Origin of the sequence: Sphingobium sp. LF-16 (assembly GCF_003711185.1) — a bacterium.
Taxonomy (GTDB): domain Bacteria; phylum Pseudomonadota; class Alphaproteobacteria; order Sphingomonadales; family Sphingomonadaceae; genus Sphingobium; species Sphingobium yanoikuyae_A.
The window spans coordinates 3507084-3523807 of record NZ_CP029335.1 but is presented as its reverse complement, the minus strand read 5'-3'; the positions used below and the strand labels follow the sequence as shown (position 1 = coordinate 3523807).

Genomic DNA, 16724 nt, shown 5'->3' with positions numbered 1-16724 from the left:
GCAATGCTAATGCGTTTGACTCGCATTCTGGACATGCCTAACGCGCGGCGCAGATAGAGAGCCATCGGGGAAATCATAATGCGTCTGTCCTTGCGCCACCTCCTGTTGAGCAGCAGCTTTGCCCTTGTCGTGATGCCGACCGCTGCGCGCGCAGCAGAAGCAGACAATGCCGCAGAGGACGCGTCGCGGATCGTCGTGACCGCTGCCAACCAGCCGTCCAGTTCCGCCACCGCCCTGTCGCTGTCGGTGCGCGAGACGCCGCAGTCGGTGACGATCATCAATCGCGAACGGATCGAGGATTTCGCGATCACCAATGTCAATGACCTGCTCGACCAGACGATCGGCATCAATGTCGAGCGCGTCGAGACGGACCGTACCTATTTCAACTCGCGCGGCTTCGACGTGTCCAACTTCCAGGTCGATGGTGTCGGCCTGCCGCTCGCCTGGGGTATCCAGTTCGGCGACCTCGACACTGCCCTGTTCGAGAATGTCGAGGCGGTGCGCGGCGCCAATGCGATCATGACCGGCATCGGCAACCCGTCGGCGACGATCAACTATGTCCGCAAGCGGCCGCTCGACGAGTTCCAGGCCAAGGGCACGGCCCAGCTCGGTTCGCGCGACCTGTGGCGGGTCGAGGGCGACGTCAATGTCCCGGTGACCGATACGGTGTCGGCGCGCTTCATCTATGCGCATGAGGATCGCGACACGCATCTGGACTATAACCATATCAATCGCGACGTTTTTGGCGCGATCGTCGCCTGGCAGGTGACGCCCGATCTCAAGGCGACGGTCGGTTACACGCGCCAGGAAAATGACGCCGACGGCGTGCTGTGGGGGGCGATGCCGCTGGTGTTCACCGACGGCACCCGGATCGACTATGCGCGCTCGGCAACCACCTCGGCCGACTGGACCTATTGGAACACGAAGGACCAGAATAGCTTTGGCGAACTGGTCTATACCATGGGCCAATGGACGCTGAGCGGCATGTTCACCTACAAGCGCTTCCAGGAGAATGCGAAGCTGCTCTATGCCTATGGCTATCCCGACAAGGAGACCGGCGAGGGCGTCTATGGCATGGCGGGCATCTACCCGTCCGACTATAAGCAATATCTGGGCGATTTCAGCGCCACCGGCCCGTTCAGCCTATTCGGCCGCGAGCACAAGCTGGTGCTGGGCCTGTCCTATGCCAAGTCGAACGCCAAGGAGTGGGAGAATTTCGCCGAGGACAGCGCGCTGGTCTATCCGTCGGTCTATGACTGGGGCAGCGCGCAGGTGACCGAGCCGGACTATCCGGGCGAATATCTGGCCGCCAAATATAGCGACGAACTGACCCGCCTCTATGGCGCGGCGCATCTCAACTTCACCGACCAGTTGAAGGGCGTGATCGGCGCCAGCGCGATGTGGATCAAGTCGTCCGGCACTTCCTATGGCACCGATCAGGCGCGCGACGACCACAAGATCAGCCCCTATCTCGGCCTGCTCTATGACGTGACGCCCAACGTCACCCTCTATGCCAGCTATACCGACATCTATAACCCGCAAGCGGAGGTCGACGCCAATAATCGCAAGCTGGACCCGGCCAAGGGCACCAGCATCGAGGGCGGCATCAAGAGCAGCTGGTTCGGCGATCGCCTCTATGCCACCGCCACCGTGTTCCGCGCCAAGCAGAAGGGACTGGCCGATTATGCCGGTACCTTTGGCGAGGATGGACCGGGCAAGGCCGGCGGCAGCTATTATGCCGGCGTCGATACCACCTCGACCGGTTTCGAGCTGGAAGTGGCGGGCAAGATCACCGACCAGTGGACGCTGAGCGGCGGCTATACCCAATATGATATCGAGGATGACGAGGGCAACGACACCCGCACCTGGTTGCCGACCAAGTCGCTGAAGCTGGCCACCACCTATCAGGTGCCGCAGCTCAACGACCTGAAGCTGGGCGCGCAGATGCGCTGGCAGAACGCGATCAAGACGACGCTGACCGATGTCTATGACGGCGATGTTTACATGGGCGATGTGGTCGTTAAGCAGAAGAGCTATGCCGTGCTCGACCTGATGGCGGGTATCCGGGTGGTCGATCATCTGCGGGCGAGCGTGAACGTGAAGAATGTCACCAACACCAAATATCTGGGCAGCCTGATGTGGGGCCAGGCCTTCTATGCCGCGCCGCGCACGGCGGTGTTCACGCTGAGCGTCGACTATTGACGAAGGCGGCCGCTCTGCGTGCCCGTAGCGGCTGGCGTTATCGCGGCAATGTCGCGCTGCGCACGCTTGCGGGCACGGTGGGCGCCTATGCGGTTGCGGCGCTGGCGGCGATGCTGCTGGCCCGCACCCTGCCGATGGGCCGGCTGGAGGCGGTCACGGTGGCGACCATGTTCTCCTATTTGTTTGCGCCAGCAGTAACCGTGTGGGCCTTCCTCGCACGCGGACCCTGGGTCGCTCTGGGCGGCGTTGTGTTGCTGTCCGCCGGGCTGGCGGGACTGGTCTGGACCAGCGGAGGCTTTGCATGAGCGGGGCATCGGCGATGGTGCGGGATGGCGTGCGGCAGGCGATGGCCTGGCTGCACGGCTGGACCGGGCTGCTGCTGGGCTATGTGCTGTTCGTCATGTGCCTGGCCGGGACGCTCAGCGTCTTCAAGCCGGAGATCGGCCGCTGGATGCGGCCCGAGGTGACGGCGCAGGCGGATGGCAAGAGCGCGATCGTCGCGGCGACCGGCTGGCTGTCGAAACATGCGCCCGGTTCCACCGGCTGGTATCTGACCGCGCCTGACGGCCGGGCCAATACGGTCGAGGCATCCTATGACCAGGGCAGCGATTATCTGTATCGCGCGCTCGATCCGGTGAGCGGCGCGCCGGTCGCGCGCGAGACGCTGGGCGGCGAATTTTTCTATCGCCTCCATTTCGAGCTGGAAATTCCCTATCCTTGGGGCCGGCTGCTCGCCTCGCTGGCGGCGATGGTGATGCTGGTCGCGCTGGTCACCGGGATCATCGCGCACAAGCGCATCTTCAAGGACTTCTTCACCTTCCGCCCGGCCAAGGGCCAGCGGTCCTGGCTTGACGGGCATAATGCGACTGGCGTGCTGGCCATGCCCTTCCACCTGATGATCACCTTCACCGGGCTGCTGACGCTGGCGTCGCTCAACATGCCCTGGCCGATCAGTGCCGGCTATGGTGACAAGGTGATGGAGATGTACGAGGCGCTGGCGCCGGGTTCGGTGACCCGTCCGGCGGCCGGAAAGCCCGCGTCGCTGGCGCCGATCGCACCGATGCTGACAGCGGCCGAGCGCGCATTTGGCGGCGGCCATGTCGGCCGCGTCTATGTGTTCAATCCCGGCGACGCGGCATCGGTCGTCACCGTCTACCAGTCCGATGCCGACTCGATCGGCTATATGCGGGGGCAGGCGAGCTTCGACGGCGCGACCGGCCGGCTGCTCAAGAGCTGGGTCGAACGGCGGCCGGCGATGCGCACCTATCAGGTCATCTATGGCCTGCACATGGCCCGCTTCGCGCCGATGGCGACGCGCTGGCTCTATGTGCTGGGCGGGGCGATGCTGACGCTGGCGATCTCGACCGGCATGGTGCTGTGGATCGCCAAGCGGCGCGAGCGCCAGCCGCTCTCGATCGGCAATCGCATCCTCGAACGGCTGAACGTCGGCGTAATCACCGGCGTGCCGTTGGGTGCGGTGGCCTATTTCATCGCCAATCGCCTGTTGCCGATCGGCATGGCGGGGCGCCCCGAAGCGGAAGTGTCCGTGGCCTTGTGGACCGCGGCCGCGGCCGTGCTGGCCGGGTTGGCGCTGCGTCCGGTCATCGGCTGGCCACTGATGATGGGGCTGCTCGCCTTTGCCTGCGCGTTGGCGGCGGTCCTCGGGCCAGTCTGGTCGACCGAGCCGATCCTGCTGGCCGGCAATCTCCTGTTCCTGGCCATGGCCGGCGCGCTGGCGCTGATCGTGCGTCGGCAGATGCGGCGGCGCAATGTCCCAACGCCAGCGCGACGACGGATGCGGGAGCAGCCGGCATGATCGTCGCGGGACTGCTCTATATCGGCTTCTTCGCATTGGCGGCGGCGATGGCGCGGCATGGACCGGCGCTGCTCGGCCCCTGGCAGCGCCATGGGCTGGCCCGGCATCTGCCGCTGCTCGGCTGGAGCGCGATTGCCCTGTCGCTGCTCGGTGCGATCCTGTCCGGCACCGACGGGATCGGCATCGTCACCTGGTGCGGGCTGCTGCCGCTGATGGCGGGGGCGGTGCTGCTGGCGCTGACCTATGGCCCCCGGCTGGCGCGTGGCGGGCTGCTGCTGGCATTGGCGCTGATGGTCGTCGGCGCGGTTTAGGCCGCCTTCATCTCGATACTGGCGATCAGGCCGCCATCGGGCGCATTGCGCAGCGCGACGATCGCGCCGAAACTGAGGCCCAGCGACCGCGCGATGGTGAGGCCGATGCCGGTGCCGTGGCGGCCGCCCGGCTGGCTGCTGGCGCCGCGGGTGAAGGGCTCGAACATCTGGTCCAGATCCTGCGGCGGGATGCCGGGGCCATGGTCGCGTATCTCGATCGTGACATGGCCGGGCGTGCGCAGGCAGCTGATCTCCGCGCATCCGCCATATTTGACGGCATTGTCGACCAGATTGCTCATGCAGCGGGTCAGCGCATTGGGCTTGACCCGGACCGACGCGCCGCAACCGGCGGCGAACTGAACCGGAGCGCCCAGTTCCTGCGCATCCTCGGCCATGCTGGCGAGCAGGGAATCAAGGTCGATCACCGACCATTCCTCATGCGTCTCGGTGCTGGCGGCAAGGTCCAGCCCTTCACGCACCAGCCGCTGCATCGCCTCATGATCCTGCAGCAGGCGGGCGCGCAGTTCCTCATTCTCGACCAGTTCCAGCCGCAGCCGCAGCCGGGTGAGCGGGGTCTGGAGATCATGGCTGATCGCCGCCAGCAACTGGGTCCGTTCGGTAAAGCCAGCACGGACGCGGCGCTGCATCAGGTTGAAGGTGGAGAGGGCGGCGCGCACCTCCTCGGGACCGCGCTCGGGAATTTCCTCCGGATCGCGCGACACGGAAAAGGCTTCGGCGGCCTGGGACAGGCGGCGCAGCGGCTTGGCGGCGATCCGGCCGATCAGGATCGAGAGGCCGGCGGCCGAGAGCAGGATGACGACCAGATAGGCCGGGCTGAACAGCGAACTGGGCGGTCGGGCGAGGCGCGGGAAGGTGAGCGCCATGCTGCGGCGCTGGCCGGTCGCGTCGGTCATGCGCACGATCCAGCAATCGGGCCGGGGCGCATCGATCAGGCCGGCAGCCCGGCTGCGCCCGGCATCCTTGTCGGGGAAACAGAGGCCGAAGGGCACCTGTCCCGCCTCCGGCTGGGCGCGGGGGCCGAAACGCCGGGCGAGCGCGGCTTCGAGATCGGGATCGGGCTCGTTGATGGAGATGCCGTCAGGGGCGATGGATGCGCCGACAATGCCGTGATTTTCCAGCATCTGCTGGACGCGCACCGGATCGCGGCGCAGCCGGTCGGCGACGTCGAAGGCACTGGCCAGCACGCGCTGGCGGCGGACGCGCTCGAAATCATGGCGGCGGCCCTGTTCCGACACGGCGAGCGCGAGGATGGCCGAGAGCGAGATGCCGACGGTCAGCAGCACGAAGATATGCCCCGCCATCGAGCGGAAGAAATCCCGCACGCGCTGCACCGGCTGGCCGATCATTCGTAGCGCACCGGGCTGGCGAGGACATAGCCTTCGCCCCGAACGGTCAGGATCAGGTCGGCGCCGCCGGTGGCGCCGGCCAGCTTCTGTCGCAGGCGGCTGACCTGCAGGTCGATGGTGCGGTCGAAGGCGGCGGTGGCGCGCCGTTCGGGCAGCAAAGTCTCACGCGCCAGCACGACATTGGGCTCCTCTATGAAGCGGGAGAGCAGGCGGAATTCGGCGGAGGACAGCATTACCAGCCGGTCGTCCGGGGCGATCAGCCGGCGTTGCAGCAGATCGAGCCGCCAGGGACCGAAGACGGCATAGCGGGACTGGTCGGCGGGTGCCGCGGCCTCCACGCGGGGGCGGCGCAGCAAGTTTCGGATGCGCACCAGCAGCTCGCGCGGCTCGAACGGCTTGGTCAGATAATCGTCGGCGCCCAGTTCCAGCCCCAGCACCCGGTCGATCGCGCTGCCGCGCGCCGTCACCATGATGATCTGGATGCCCGACCCTTCGGCGCGCAGCTCGCGGCACAGCGACAGGCCGTCGCCATCGGGCAGGTTGAGATCGAGGACGATCAGGTCGACCGGCTGGTCGCGCAGGGCCTGGCGCAGTTCGGCCAGGTTCGATGCAGAAAGCAGGTCGTAATTTTCCTGCCGCAACTGATCGACGATCAGACCGCGAATATCGGCATCATCGTCGACGACGATGACGCTGTTGCGGCGGGGATCGGACAGGTCAGCCATGTTGCGCTTCTAGCGGCGGATATTGCAAAAGTCTGTGCCTCTACCGGGGATGATACAGGGCGATACAAAGCGATACGCGTTCGGATGTCACGCGACATGATGATGCGTCAGGATATCAACTTGGTCTAGCAGGATACGCCTCAAATCGCGATCAGGCGATCGTCGGCGCTGCCTGCCGGCGGTAACGATGTGAAGCCATGCCCATTTTCACAGAGCTCCGGAGCCTCCGGGTCGCACCGATCGCATTATGCATCCTGATCACCGCTTGCGGACAGGAAAAGGCGCCAAAGAAAGGGCCTGTGGAAGTGGGCGTGGTGACGCTGGCGGCACAGAATGTGACCGTCTCGTCCGAATTGCCGGCGCGCACCGTGTCGACCATGCAGTCGGAAGTCCGGCCGCAGATCACCGGCGTGATCCAGAAAAGGCTGTTCACCGAAGGATCGATGGTGACGGCCGGCCAGCCGCTCTACCAGATTGACGAACGGCTCTATCGTGCGTCGCGCGACGAGGCGCAGGCGGCGCTGGTGAGCGCGCAGGCGACGGCGGTAGCGGCACAGGCCAAGGCGCAGCGCTATCGCGGCCTGGGCGATACCGAGGCGGTGAGCGCGCAGGACCGCGACGATGTGATCGCGACGGCGCGCCAGGCAGCGGCCGCCGTGGGCCAGGCGCGCGCCTCGCTCGACACCGCCAATGTCAACCTGACCTTCACCCAGGTGCGCGCCCCGATCAGCGGCCGGATCGGCCGCACCCTCTTCACCCCCGGCGCGCTGGTGACCGCCAGCCAGACCGATCCGCTGACGACGATCCAGCAGCTTGACCCCATCTATGTCGACGTCACCCAGTCGAGCAGCCAGTTGCTGCAGCTGCGGCGATCGCTGGCGGCGGGCAAGACGCTGCCGGCCAGCGCGACGATCCGGCTGAAGCTGGACGATGGCAGCGAATATCCGCTGGAAGGGCGGATCGAATTTGCCGAGCCGATCGTCGATGTCGACAGCGGCACGGTGACGCTGCGCGCGCGCTTCCCCAATCCCGACGGCATGCTGCTGCCCGGCATGTTCGTGCGCGTCGTGGCGCCGCAGTCGGTCGTGCCCGGCGCGATCCTGGCGCCGCAGCAGGGCATCGCCCGCGACGCCAAGGGCAATGCGACCGCGCTGGTCGTGACCAAGGACAACAAGGTGGAGCGCCGCACCGTCACCGCCGCGCAGGCGATCGGCGACAAATGGCTGATCACCGCAGGCCTGAAGGCCGGCGACCGGCTGATCGTCGAAGGCACCGACAAGGTCCAGCCCGACGACAAGGTAAAGCCCGTCGCCGTCGCGGCGAAGAAGTAGGAGAGGCCCGGTGCTGAGCCGCTTTTTCATCGACCGGCCGATCTTTGCCTGGGTCATCGCCATCGGCATCATGCTGGCGGGCCTGGGTGGCATGCTGTCGCTGCCGGTCGCCCAATATCCCGACATCGCGCCGCCGGGCGTCGGCATCAGCGCCACCTATCCGGGCGCGTCGGCCGAAACGGTCGAGACCAGCGTCACCCAGGTCATCGAACAGCAGCTGACCGGCATCGACGGCCTCATGTATTTCTCCTCCTCGTCGACATCGACGGGGCAGTCGCGCATCACCGTCACCTTCCAGAAGGGCACCGATCCCGACACCGCGCAGGTGCAGGTGCAGAACCGGGTGCAGCAGGCGCTGAGCCGCCTGCCCAGCGCCGTGCAGCAGCAGGGCCTGTCGGTCACCAAGCAGCAGACCGACTTCCTGATGCTGGTGGGTCTCTATGACGAGACCGACAATGCCACCCAGGCGGACATTGCCGACTATCTGGTCAATAATTTCCAGGATTCGATCGCCCGGATCGACGGCATCGGCGCGACCCAGATCTTCGGGTCGCAATATGCGATGCGCATCTGGCTGGACCCCTATAAGCTGGCCGCGGTCAAGCTGATGCCGTCGGACGTCGAAACCGCGATCAAGGCGCAGAATATCGAAGTGTCGGCCGGCCAGATCGGCGCCGATCCGGCACCGGCCAACCAGCAGATCAACGCCACCGTTACGGCGCGTGCGCGCCTGGAAACGCCGGACCAGTTCCGCAACATCGTGGTGAAGACGCAGAGCGACGGGTCGGTCGTCCACCTGTCCGACGTGGCCCGCGTCGAGCTGGGCAATGAAAGCTATACCACCAGCGCGCGCCTCAACGGCCATCCGGCATCGGGCATGGCGTTGCAGCTGGCGCCGGGCGCCGACGCGCTCAAGACCGCCGAGCTGGTGAAGGCGCGCGTCGCCGAACTGGGTGGCAACCTGCCGCACGGCTACAAGATCGTCTATCCGCGCGACACCACGCCCTTCATCAAGCTGTCGGTCGAGGAAGTCGTGCAGACGCTGATCGAGGCGGTCGTGCTGGTCGTCATCGTGATGTTCGTCTTCCTGCAGAGCTGGCGCGCGACGCTGGTGCCCGCGATCGCGGTGCCGGTCGTGCTGCTCGGCACGTTCGGCATCCTTGCCCTGTTCGGCTATTCGATCAACACGCTGACCCTGTTCGGCATGGTGCTGTCGATCGGCCTGCTGGTCGACGACGCGATCGTCGTGGTGGAGAATGTCGAGCGCATCATGGAGGAAGAGGGGCTGTCGCCCCGCGACGCCACGATCAAGTCGATGATGGAGATTGGCAGTGCGCTGGTCGGCATCGCGCTGGTGCTGTCGGCGGTGCTGCTGCCCATGGCCTTCTTCGGCGGATCGACCGGCGTCATCTATCGCCAATTCTCGATCACGATCGTGTCGTCGATGCTGTTGTCGGTCGTGGTCGCATTGATCCTGTCGCCGGCCCTGTGCGCCACCATGCTGAAGCCGATCGACAAGGCGCATCGCGAGAAGGGCTGGTTCGGCAAGTTCAACCGCTGGTTCGAGCGGCTGACCAATGGCTATGTCCGCCGCACCCAGGGCGTGATCGGCAAGCGGGGCATCTTCTGGGGCCTCTATGTGGTGGTGCTGGGTATATTGGTCTTGCTGTTCATGCGTCTGCCCACCAGCTTCCTGCCGGTCGAGGATCAGGGCCAGGTGATGGTGCAGGTCACGCTGCCGTCCGGTGCCAAGTCGAGCCGCACCAACGCGGCGATCGACCAGGTGCAGAGCTATTTCCTGAATGACGAGAAGGACAATGTCGCCTTCGCCTTCATCATGACCGGCTTCAGTTTCCAGGGGCAGGGCGAGAATGTCGGCCAGGGCTTCATCAACCTGGCGCCATGGGACGATCGCAAGGGCAAGACGAACGAGGCCGGCACGATCGCCAACCGGGCGACCAAGCAGCTGGGCGCGATCCGCGATGCCAAGGTGTTGGCGATGACGCCGCCGGCAATCCGCGGCCTGGGCCAGTCCAACGGCTTCACCTTCGAACTGCTGAACAGCGGCGGCCTCAGCCGTGAGCGCTTCCTGGAGCTGCGCAACCAGCTGATCGCGTCCGCGCAGCAGGATCCGGTGCTGGCCGGCGTGCGTGCGGCCTCGCTGGAGGATACGCCGCAGCTCAAGATCGACATCGATACCGAGAAGCTGACCGTGCTGGGCCTGACCCAGGCCAATGTCGACGATGTGCTCAGCTCCGCCTGGGGCAGCACCTATGTCAACGACTTCGTCGATCGCGGCCGGGTGAAGCGCGTCTATATGCAGGCCGACGCTCCCTATCGCGCCTTGCCGAGCGATCTCGACAACTGGATGGTGCGGTCGAGCACGACCGGCGAGATGGTGCCCTTCTCCGCCTTTGCCACCAGCCATTGGGTGATGGGGCCGAGCAGCGTGCAGCGCTTCAACGGCCTGTCCTCCTTCGAGATCCAGGGCCAGTCGGCGCCGGGTGCCAGCTCGGGCGATGCGATGGACCGGATGGTGGCACTGCAGAAGCAGCTGCCGGCCGGCACCAGCTATGCCTGGAGCGGCCTTAGCTATCAGGAGCAACTGTCCGGCGGACAAGCGCCCCTGCTCTATGGCCTGTCGGTGCTGGTGGTCTTCCTCTGCCTCGCCGCACTCTATGAAAGCTGGTCGATCCCGCTGTCGGTGCTGCTGGTCATTCCGCTTGGCCTGATCGGTGCGGTGCTGGCGGTGACGCTGCGCGGGCTGGAGAATAATATCTTCTTCCAGGTCGGCCTGCTGACCACCATGGGTCTGGCGGCGAAGAATGCGATCCTGATCGTCGAGTTTGCCGAACTGGCGCATCGCAATGGTCGCAATGCGCTGGAAGCGGCGCTGGAGGCGGCGCGGCTGCGCTTCCGTCCGATCCTGATGACCAGCCTGGCCTTCATCGCGGGCGTCATTCCGCTCGCCATCGCCACTGGGGCTGGCGCGCAGAGCCGCGTCGCGATCGGCACGGCGGTGGTCGGCGGCATGGTGACGGCGACGGTGCTGGCGATCTTCTATGTGCCGCTCTTCTTCGTCTCGATCGCCCGCCTGTTCGGCATGGACAAGAAGAAGCCGGGTGGCGAGCCGCCGGCCCAGGAACCGCCCGTGGACGGAGTGCCCGCATGACCCGCGCTGCATGGATGATGATGCCGCTGTCGGCGCTGGTGCTGGCCGGGTGCGACATGGCGCCCAAATATGTCCGGCCGCAAACGCCGGTGGCGCCGGCCTTCCCGACGGGTGAGGCCTATGCCCCGGCCAGCGCCGAACCTGCGGGCCTGCCCTGGACCGCGCTGATCGGCGACGCGCGGCTCAAGACCGTGATCGAGCGGGCGCTGGCCAATAATCGCGACCTGCGGGTGGCGCTGGCCAATGTCCAGTCGGCGCGGGCGCAATATAAGGTCGAGCGGGCGGCGCAGCTGCCGACGATCACTGGCGATGCGGCGGCAAGCTTCAGTCGCCAGAATGACAATCGGCAGAACAGCTATAGCGCCGATGTCGGCTTCAGCGCGTTCGAGATCGACCTGTTCGGCCGGGTCAAGAATCTGACCCGATCGACGCTCGAATCCTATCTGGCGACGCAGGAAGGCATGCGGTCGACCCGCATCACCCTGATTGCCGAGACGGCGAACGCCTATGCGACGATGGCGGCGGACCAGGAATTGCTGGCCCTGTCGCGCCAGACGCTGGCGAGCGCGGAGCGCAGCCTGAAACTGACGCAGACGCTCAACACATCGGGCCTCGCCGGCAAGCTGGACGTGCATCAGGCCGAAACCACGGTGGAGCAGGCGCGCTCCGACATCGAGGCGAATGTCACCCAGGTCGCGCAGGACCGCAACGCGCTGGAACTGCTGGTCGGCGCGCCGGTCGAGGATGCGTTGCTGCCGCAATCGCTCGACAGCCTGTTGCAGTCGACCGCGAAGGTGCCTGCCGGCCTCTCCTCCGACGTGCTGTTGCAGCGACCCGATGTGTTGCAGGCGGAGCATCAGCTCAAAGCCGCCAATGCCGATATCGGCGCGGCGCGGGCGGCGATGTTCCCCAAGATCAGCCTGACCACGGCGATCGGCGTGGCCAGCTCGGCCCTGTCCTCGCTGTTCAGCGATGGCGGCTTTGCCTGGTCGGCGGCACCATCGGCCAGCATGCCGATCTTTGGCGGGGCGGCGCGCGGCAATCTGGACTATAGCAAGGCGCAGCGCGACCTTTACGTCGCGCAATATGAGAAGGCGATCCAGACCGCCTTCCAGGAAGTGTCGGACGGGCTGGCGCGGGCCGGCACGATCGACCGGCAGCAGGCGGCGCAGCAGGCGCTGGTGACGGCGAACCAGCGCTATTATGCGCTGGCGGACCAGCGCTATCGCGCGGGCATCGACACCTTCCTCAATTCGCTGACCAGCCAGCGTTCGCTCTACAGCGCCCAGCAGTCGGCGATCGCAACTGAGCTGGCGGCGGTGCAGAATCGCATCCTGCTCTACCGGGTGATCGGCGCCGACCAATAGGCGCCGATCCGCCCTCTTCTCCCGCTTTTCCATGCCCGCGAATCCTGTTATTCTGCGCGCATAAAGAAGAAGGAGAGGGCCATGGCATTGCTGGCTCGTTGTCTGGACTGGCTGTGCGGCATCTGTGCATCCGCCGCGCAGGATGAGTGCGTCATCAACCAGCTGATTTCCAGCGTGACGCGATCCCGACATACGCCCTGATCTCTTCGCAGCCGCAACATAGTTCTTCACCTGCGCGCGGCGCCGTGTAGACTGGCGCTGCGGCATGATGCGCCGCAGGCTTGGGACATGGGGTGGCGCAAATGGCTCCCGACAGTCGTGATGCAGGCGATCGGCCCTGGTGGAAGGGCGCGGTCCTCTATCAAATCTATCCCCGCAGTTTTCAGGATTCGAACGGCGATGGCATTGGCGACCTGCCGGGCATCACCGCGCGGCTGGAGCATGTCGCCCGGCTGGGCGTGGACGCGATCTGGATTTCGCCGTTCTTCCCCTCGCCGATGCGCGATTTCGGCTATGATATCGCCGATTATTGCGGGGTGGACCCGATCTTCGGCACGCTCGCCGATTTCGATGCGCTGGTGGCGCGCGCGCATGAACTGGGGATCAAGGTCACGATCGACCAGGTCTATGCCCATAGTTCCGACCTCCATCCCTGGTTCGCGCAGAGCCGGCAGGACCGGGACAATGACAAGGCGGACTGGTTCGTCTGGGCCGACCCCAGGGCGGATGGCACCCCGCCCAACAACTGGCAGTCGGTGTTCGGCGGCCCGGCCTGGACCTGGGACGCGCGGCGGCGGCAATATTATATGCACCAGTTCCTGACCAGCCAGCCGCAGCTCAACGTCCATAATGTCGCGGTGCAGGATGCACTGCTGGCGGCGATGCAATTCTGGCTGGACCGGGGCGTCGACGGCTTTCGCCTCGATGCGCTCAACCATGCGATGCACGACCCGGAATTGCGCGACAATCCACCCGCGCCCGAGGGGGAAGGGCCGCGCACCCGGCCGTTCGACTATCAGATTCGCCGCTACAGCCAGTCGCATCCCGGCGTGGTCGATTTCGTCGCGCGCATCCGGGCACTGACCGATCGCTATGGCGCGATCTTCACCGTGGCGGAGGTGGGCGGCGACCTCGCCGAGCAGGAGATGAAGGCCTATACGGCGGGCGAGGATCACCTCAACAGCGCCTATGGCTTCAACTTCCTCTATGCCCCGGCGCTGACGCCGGGCCTGATCGCGGACACGCTGGCGCGCTGGCCGGACGAACCGGGCATGGGCTGGCCCAGTTGGGCGTTCGAGAATCATGATGCGCCGCGCGCCTTGTCGCGCTGGTGTACGCCGGAGGATCAGCCCGCCTTCGCCCGGCTCAAGATGCTGCTGCTGATGGCGCTGCGCGGCAATGTCATCCTCTATCAGGGCGAGGAACTGGGCATCACCCAGGTCGATATCCCGTTCGAGAAGTTGCAGGATCCCGAGGCGATCGCCAACTGGCCGCTGACCCTGTCGCGCGACGGTGCGCGGACGCCGCTGCCCTGGTCGGTCGATGCCGCGGAGGCGGGCTTTACCGATGGCGAGCCCTGGCTGCCATTGGGCGCGGAGAATGTCGCGCGGGCGGTGGCAGCGCAGGAGGGCGACCCCGCGTCGCTGCTCCACTTCACCCGCGCGATGATCGCGCTGCGCAAGGCGAACCCGGCGTTGCGCCATGGGCGCCTGGATATCATGCGTGCCGACGACCAGTGCCTGGCCTTCCGCCGGGTGGCAGAGGATCAGGCGCTGACCTGCATCTTCAACCTGTCGCCGACGCCCGCGCCTTGGCCGGACGAAGTGGAAGGGCGTGGCGCGATCATCGCGGCGATCGGCGATGCGGCGCCGGGGATGGCATTGCCGCCCTATGCCGCGCTGCTGCTGGCACAGGATTAGGTCACACCCGCGTTCCACCGGGCAAAGTATATAGTGTCGTGCGGCAAAAAGGGCGGAATGCGCCCCACATGCCCCGGCAACGCCCCACCGACGCGACGCTTGGGTCACATCCGGGTCAGAGTGACGCGCCATTCGGGTCATGATGACGCGCCGGCTAAGCGACAGCCACGCACCGCCCGCGCTTCGGTTGGGGCACGAATGCTCAGTTGGAATCAAGGGGGTCGTGGTGCGATCCATCGTCGAGGATAGATCAGAGAAGCGGCGAATAGGACAGGGCTATTGGAGATGCGCCGATGGCGACATGCATCTCCAATACCTCCCCGAATCAGGTTCGGCGAGGCATTGGACGGATCAGCCTACTGCCGCCAGTTCCGGCGTGACGAAGCCGGCGAGGCGGCGTTGGATGATTGCGGTGGCGTCGTCGACGATGCGGGTGATGAGGTCCTGACAGGTCGGGATGTCGTGGATCAGGCCCTGAATCTGGCCGGCCCAGATCAGCCCCGCGTCCAGATCACCGGTTTCGAGCGCGACCCGGCCCTTGGCGCCCGACACCAAAGGCTGGATGTCGGGGAAGACCGATCCTTCGCGCAGCGAGATTTCGACCACCTCGTCCGACACGCTGTTCTTGGCGACGCGACCCGTATTCTTGAATTTGCGGAAGATGAGGTTGGTGCCGCGCTCGTCATTGTCGACCAGGAACTGCTTCACATTCTGGTGGATCGGCGCCTCGACCGTGGCGCAGAAGCGGGTGCCCATGTTGATGCCTTCCGCGCCCAGCGCCAGCGCGGCGGCGAGGCCGCGGCCGTCGCCGAAGCCACCGCTGGCGATCATCGGGATGCTGAGCTTGTCGGCCGCCGCCGGGATCAGGATGAGGCCCGGAATATCGTCCTCGCCAGGATGGCCGGCGCATTCGAAGCCGTCGATCGAGATGGCGTCGACGCCCATCCGCTGCGCCGACAGGGCATGGCGGACGGCGGTGCATTTATGGACGACGATGATGCCATGCGCCTTGAAATCATCGACATGTTCCTGCGGCTTATGGCCGGCGGTCTCGACGATCTTGATGCCGCTGTCGATGATCGCCTGGCGATATTCCGCATAGGGCGGCGGATTGACCGAGGGCAGGATGGTGAGGTTTACGCCGAACGGCTTGTCGGTCATCGTGCGGCAGCGATCGATCTCGCGGCGCAGATCGTCCGGCGTCGGCTGGGTGAGCGCGGTCAGGATGCCGAGGCCCCCGGCATTGGAGACGGCGGCGGCCAGTTCGGCGCGGCCGACCCACATCATGCCGCCCTGCACGATCGGATGCTCGATGCCGCACAATTCGGTGAAACGCGTCTTCAAAGCCATCACAGTGCCTCCACGATCGTCACATTGGCGATGCCGCCGCCTTCGCACATGGTCTGCAGGCCATAGCGCTTGCCCCGTGCTTTCAGCGCATGGACGAGCGTGCTCATCAGTTTGGTGCCCGATGCGCCGAGCGGGTGGCCGAGCGCGATCGCGCCGCCATGGACGTTGAGCCTGGCCGGATCGGCGCCGATCGCCTTGAGCCAGGCCATAGGGATGGAGGCGAAGGCCTCGTTCACCTCGAACAGGTCGATATCGTCGAGTTTCAGGCCCGAGCGTTCGAATGCCTTGCGGGTGGCGGGGATCGGCTCCTCCAGCATGATGACCGGATCACCGGCGGTGACGGTCAGGTTGACGATGCGGGCGAGCGGCGTGAGGTTGAAACGCTTGATCGCCGCTTCGCTCGCCACCAGCACGCCCGACGCGCCATCGGTCATCTGGCTGGCATTGGCGGCGGTGATGGTGCCGCCTTCCTCCAGCGTCTTGACGCTGGCCATCGCCTCCATCGTGCCGCCACGGCGCACGCCGTCGTCGGTGTCGAAAATCCCCTCGGGCGTCAGGACGGGAACGATCTCCGCCTTGAAGGCGCCGCTGTCGATCGCGGCTGCCGCCTTGGCATGGCTGGCCAGCGCATAGGCGTCCATATCCTCGCGGGTGAAGCCATATTTGTTGGCGATCGCCTGGGCGCCATGGAACTGGCTGAATTCGGCGACGCCATAGCGTTTCTGGATGCTCTTGGGCCAAGGGCCGTCGCCCAGCCCGGCGGCAGCGTGGAGCTGGAAATTGGAGCCCATCGGCACGCGGGTCATGCTTTCGGCGCCCGCCGCAATCACCAGGTCCTGGGTGCCGGACAGGATCGCCTGCGCCGCGAAATGCAGTGCCTGCTGCGAGGAGCCGCATTGCCGGTCGATCGTCACGGCCGGCACGCTGTCGGGCAGCTTGGAGGCGAGGACGAGGTTGCGGCCGAAGGCGAAGCTCTGTTCGCCCGCCTGGCTGACGCAGCCGACGATCACATCCTCGATGGCGGCGGGATCGATGCCGGTGCGGTCGACCAGCGCGTTGAGAATGGTGGCGCCCAGATCGGCGGGATGGATGTCGATCAGCCCGCCCTTGCGGGCACGGCCGCCGGCGGTGCGGACGGCTTCGACGATATAGGCCTCGGCCATA

At 65.9% G+C, this 16724-nt stretch carries 12 protein-coding genes; 8 read left to right on the top strand and 4 right to left on the bottom strand.

What is annotated here, in order from left to right; translation table 11 throughout:
- Nucleotides 1-78 precede the first annotated feature (78 nt).
- From DIZ22_RS16515 to DIZ22_RS16500, 4 genes are read left to right on the top strand one after another with little or no spacing between them, the layout of a single operon-like run.
- Nucleotides 79-2202: a TonB-dependent siderophore receptor gene (locus tag DIZ22_RS16515; protein ID WP_048936838.1), complete on the top strand. Its 2124-nt coding sequence runs from the start codon at nt 79-81 to the stop codon at nt 2200-2202.
- Nucleotides 2199-2507 (top strand): hypothetical protein, encoded by a 309-nt coding sequence (locus tag DIZ22_RS16510; protein ID WP_004209102.1) that lies wholly within the window; start codon nt 2199-2201, stop codon nt 2505-2507. Before DIZ22_RS16515 ends, DIZ22_RS16510 begins: the two co-directional genes overlap by 4 nt.
- Entirely contained in the window at nt 2504-4018 is a 1515-nt protein-coding gene (locus DIZ22_RS16505; RefSeq protein ID WP_107917536.1) for a PepSY-associated TM helix domain-containing protein, read from the top strand. The genes DIZ22_RS16510 and DIZ22_RS16505 overlap by 4 nt, the downstream gene beginning before the upstream one ends.
- Entirely contained in the window at nt 4015-4329 is a 315-nt protein-coding gene (locus tag DIZ22_RS16500; protein WP_048939215.1) for a DUF3325 family protein, read from the top strand. The genes DIZ22_RS16505 and DIZ22_RS16500 overlap by 4 nt, the downstream gene beginning before the upstream one ends.
- Here DIZ22_RS16500 and DIZ22_RS16495 read toward each other — a convergent pair.
- Together DIZ22_RS16495 and DIZ22_RS16490 are read right to left on the bottom strand one after the other, a co-directional pair.
- A complete protein-coding gene (locus tag DIZ22_RS16495) occupies nt 4326-5696 on the bottom strand; it encodes a HAMP domain-containing sensor histidine kinase (RefSeq protein WP_048939214.1) in 1371 nt (456 codons plus the stop codon). The two genes, DIZ22_RS16500 and DIZ22_RS16495, sit on opposite strands and share 4 nt — an antisense overlap.
- Entirely contained in the window at nt 5693-6421 is a 729-nt protein-coding gene (locus DIZ22_RS16490) for a response regulator transcription factor (RefSeq protein WP_048939213.1), read from the bottom strand. The genes DIZ22_RS16495 and DIZ22_RS16490 overlap by 4 nt, the downstream gene beginning before the upstream one ends.
- A 197-nt stretch (nt 6422-6618) precedes the next feature.
- On the opposite strand from DIZ22_RS16490, the gene DIZ22_RS16485 reads away from it, so the two are divergent.
- The 4 genes from DIZ22_RS16485 (at nt 6619) to DIZ22_RS16470 (ending at nt 14210) form a co-directional block, all read left to right on the top strand.
- Nucleotides 6619-7752, top strand: coding sequence for an efflux RND transporter periplasmic adaptor subunit (locus DIZ22_RS16485; RefSeq protein ID WP_026109107.1), 1134 nt, complete (start codon nt 6619-6621; stop codon nt 7750-7752).
- 10 nt (nt 7753-7762) lie between these two features.
- Complete coding sequence (locus DIZ22_RS16480) at nt 7763-10924, top strand: efflux RND transporter permease subunit (RefSeq protein WP_037521992.1); 3162 nt, start codon at nt 7763-7765, stop codon at nt 10922-10924.
- Complete coding sequence (locus tag DIZ22_RS16475) at nt 10921-12291, top strand: efflux transporter outer membrane subunit (RefSeq protein WP_122928413.1); 1371 nt, start codon at nt 10921-10923, stop codon at nt 12289-12291. The genes DIZ22_RS16480 and DIZ22_RS16475 overlap by 4 nt, the downstream gene beginning before the upstream one ends.
- A gap of 302 nt (nt 12292-12593) precedes the next feature.
- On the top strand, nt 12594-14210 hold the full coding sequence (locus DIZ22_RS16470; RefSeq protein WP_048939211.1) for an alpha-amylase family glycosyl hydrolase: 1617 nt from the start codon (nt 12594-12596) through the stop codon (nt 14208-14210).
- A gap of 351 nt (nt 14211-14561) precedes the next feature.
- Here DIZ22_RS16470 and DIZ22_RS16465 read toward each other — a convergent pair whose 3' ends face one another.
- A complete protein-coding gene (locus DIZ22_RS16465) occupies nt 14562-15560 on the bottom strand; it encodes a nitronate monooxygenase family protein (protein ID WP_048939210.1) in 999 nt (332 codons plus the stop codon).
- On the bottom strand, nt 15560-16723 hold the full coding sequence (locus tag DIZ22_RS16460) for an acetyl-CoA C-acetyltransferase (protein ID WP_048939209.1): 1164 nt from the start codon (nt 16721-16723) through the stop codon (nt 15560-15562). Before DIZ22_RS16460 ends, DIZ22_RS16465 begins: the two co-directional genes overlap by 1 nt.
- Between the last annotated feature and the right edge of the window lies 1 nt (nt 16724).

What these genes read in the sequence shown, in the direction of transcription:
- DIZ22_RS16475 (WP_122928413.1), top strand. Translation starts at nt 10,921, where the DNA reads ATGACCCGCGCTGCATGGATGATGATGCCGCTGTCGGCGCTGGTGCTG.
- DIZ22_RS16460 (WP_048939209.1), bottom strand. Translation starts at nt 16,723, where the DNA reads ATGGCCGAGGCCTATATCGTCGAAGCCGTCCGCACCGCCGGCGGCCGT.
- DIZ22_RS16485 (WP_026109107.1), top strand. Translation starts at nt 6,619, where the DNA reads ATGCCCATTTTCACAGAGCTCCGGAGCCTCCGGGTCGCACCGATCGCA.
- DIZ22_RS16500 (WP_048939215.1), top strand. Translation starts at nt 4,015, where the DNA reads ATGATCGTCGCGGGACTGCTCTATATCGGCTTCTTCGCATTGGCGGCG.
- DIZ22_RS16515 (WP_048936838.1), top strand. Translation starts at nt 79, where the DNA reads ATGCGTCTGTCCTTGCGCCACCTCCTGTTGAGCAGCAGCTTTGCCCTT.
- DIZ22_RS16505 (WP_107917536.1), top strand. Translation starts at nt 2,504, where the DNA reads ATGAGCGGGGCATCGGCGATGGTGCGGGATGGCGTGCGGCAGGCGATG.
- DIZ22_RS16465 (WP_048939210.1), bottom strand. Translation starts at nt 15,560, where the DNA reads ATGGCTTTGAAGACGCGTTTCACCGAATTGTGCGGCATCGAGCATCCG.
- DIZ22_RS16495 (WP_048939214.1), bottom strand. Translation starts at nt 5,696, where the DNA reads ATGATCGGCCAGCCGGTGCAGCGCGTGCGGGATTTCTTCCGCTCGATG.
- DIZ22_RS16470 (WP_048939211.1), top strand. Translation starts at nt 12,594, where the DNA reads ATGGCTCCCGACAGTCGTGATGCAGGCGATCGGCCCTGGTGGAAGGGC.
- DIZ22_RS16490 (WP_048939213.1), bottom strand. Translation starts at nt 6,421, where the DNA reads ATGGCTGACCTGTCCGATCCCCGCCGCAACAGCGTCATCGTCGTCGAC.